Origin of the sequence: Candidatus Nitrosotalea sp. FS, from assembly GCF_011319475.1 — an archaeon.
Classification (GTDB): domain Archaea; phylum Thermoproteota; class Nitrososphaeria; order Nitrososphaerales; family Nitrosopumilaceae; genus Nitrosotalea.
Window position 1 is genome coordinate 864 of sequence record NZ_RCMC01000046.1, and the last position, 2,305, is coordinate 3,168.

Consider the following 2,305-nt stretch of genomic DNA (forward strand, 5'->3'; position numbering starts at 1 on the left):
ACCAAGAAATTTTTGCTGCTTGCAATCAACTTGGGGCCTACGCCTGCCTTGTTTGCAATCTGCAAAAGTTTTGCCTCGCTTTTCATCTCTTGCCTGCTTGAATCAATTCTTCGAATCTTTAATGCAACATCTTTTTTGCCAAACCTTGACAGTACCACAACTCCAACGTATCCCTTGCCCAAGACATGGATGTTGTTCAAGATTGTCTCGCCCTGAAATGATATCTTGGTTATTCCAAGTTTTTTAAGTTCCGCATGTCTTCTTGCAAGCTCACCCCTTGTGGCCTTGGGATATCCTAGTATCAGTGAGTATGGTTCTTTGACAAGCTTACTTGTTGAGACCAAAGATGAGTCCATTGGTAGAGGTTAACTCAGCCAGAGCCTTTTTAATGGATTTGCTTGTCACCTGATGGCCCCCTGATATGACAAAACTGCGCTTCATGTCAGAGATTATCCCACTTGGAATGCCTGCATTTGCCAGATTCTTTCTCAAAAGTGACTGTAAGAATTTTTTTGCATCAGAGAATTCTCTTTGCTGCAAGGACAGGATCTTTCCCTGGTCATCAACCCAGGTTAGCTTGTTCTTGGAATTTCGCAAAATAAAGCTCTCTGATTCTGGTTTTCGAAATACATCAGGACCATTTTTGACCATGAACTTTTCAATGGTAGTAGAATGCAGCAAGAAAAGCATTGCAGCCTCTGACTTTTCATCAGTTACTGCACCTTTTCGCAAGACCTTGAATCCGCCAAGCTCAAGCTGTACTGCAAGTGCACTTGATCCCCTTTTTACCTGTCCCCAAATTATATCCGGACTTCGTTTCTTGTAACCAAACTTGACTACCAAAACATTTCTTAGATTGTTCTTGTCTGGCAAGGATTTTTTTCCATTGAAAAATACAAGCGATTGTTTTTTCAGTAAAGCCCTTGCAGCAAGTATGAATGTTCCAAAGTTCTGTGCAGATATTGCAGTGCCAAGGTTTCTGTTGCTATCGATGGGATCTATTAATACAAATGCAGTCTCAAACTTTTTTGTAGGATTTCCTATCACTTGACCCTGCGAAAAGTTTGCAGCAGCTTCTAAAACTTTGAGAAAACTTCCATAATGATAAATCAATACTTCGGATACATATCCACCAAATCCTTCTGTTGCAATCTCTGCACCATAGATTCCAATTCCTCTCAGAAACTTTTTGAGCAGTCTCACCTCATCTTTTTTGATTCCATCCAAGTTCTCAAGGATGAATCTAGTGTGAAACGATGACCTGTCAGCTGCACTCTTCCACTGGCCTATCTCCACATCATAACAAGGAACAACATTTACCCTAGTGCCTTGAGCATTTGCCTCAACATACGGATGCTCTGAATATCTCATAAATGGTTNTTCCACATCATAGCAAGGAACAACATTTACCCTGGTGCCTTGGGCCTCCGCCTCAACATACGGATGCTCTGAATATCTCATGAACGGTTTAAATTTTTTCATGGAATCAAATCCAATCTTTATTCCAATTTCCTCAAACTTTTTCTCGTCAGTTTCTTTTTTCATCTTGACAAAGATATCCAAATCCAGCTTGCCCTTGAGCCATGTCCCCTTTGCATATGACCCACCAAGCTCTACACCAGTGACCTCAGAATTTTTTGCAGCTTCTTTTTTTACCAACTCTAGCAAGTTTCTCGCTAGTATTGCAATCTTTTCTTCTTCTTGTTTTCCAGGGACTGCAATCTTTCTTGCTTGATCTAAAATATTTTTCATTGAGCTAAAACCACCTGCAAATCAGAATATATCGGCCCACTAGGGGTTAAGACGCTTTGCTTCAACTTTAACTCTGTCATGGTATATTTTCCCAAGGCAACTTTCTTGAATCTTTCAATGGTACCTGAAATGTCATCTATCCTGTTCTTTACCCTAAATATTGTAAGGTGAGGCTTGAATGGCTTGTCTGGTCTAAATCCCAGTGGACCGAGTTTTTTCTCTACCTGTGATGCAAGCTCTACCAAATGTTTTGCTGACTGGTCATCGACTCCAATCCATATCACTCTAGGAGACNGGGCTTGTCTGGTCTAAATCCCAAAGGACCAAGTTTTTTCTCCACCTGTGACGCAAGATCAACCAGATGTTTTGCTGACTCGTCGTCTACTCCAATCCATATGACTCTAGGAGACCTCGGGTTTGGAAACGCCCCAACGTGGGTAAACTCGACCTCAAACCTCTTGAACGAAATCGTACTCAATGCCTGTTTAATCTCAGACACCATATCTTCACTTACCTCTCCCAAAAACAACAATGTAAAGTGCATATTTTTTTT

Annotated in this window: 2 protein-coding genes and 2 pseudogenes; all 4 read right to left on the bottom strand. The window is 41.0% G+C overall.

All coding sequences use genetic code 11. From position 1 onward, the window contains the following. Positions 1-327 precede the first annotated feature (327 nt). Positions 328-1,371, bottom strand: coding sequence for a CCA tRNA nucleotidyltransferase (locus DYY66_RS02245; RefSeq protein WP_255496002.1), 1,044 nt, complete (start codon positions 1,369-1,371; stop codon positions 328-330). A gap of 9 nt (positions 1,372-1,380) precedes the next feature. After that, positions 1,381-1,752 (bottom strand): annotated as a pseudogene (locus DYY66_RS13840) (nucleotidyltransferase domain-containing protein); the annotation flags it as partial. Beyond that, complete coding sequence (locus DYY66_RS15735; protein WP_394352547.1) at positions 1,749-2,036, bottom strand: 2'-5' RNA ligase family protein; 288 nt, start codon at positions 2,034-2,036, stop codon at positions 1,749-1,751. The gene DYY66_RS15735 and the pseudogene DYY66_RS13840, both read right to left, overlap by 4 nt. 11 nt (positions 2,037-2,047) lie before the next feature. Continuing rightward, positions 2,048-2,296: pseudogene (gene thpR / locus DYY66_RS15740) on the bottom strand (RNA 2',3'-cyclic phosphodiesterase); the annotation flags it as partial. Positions 2,297-2,305 lie beyond the last annotated feature (9 nt).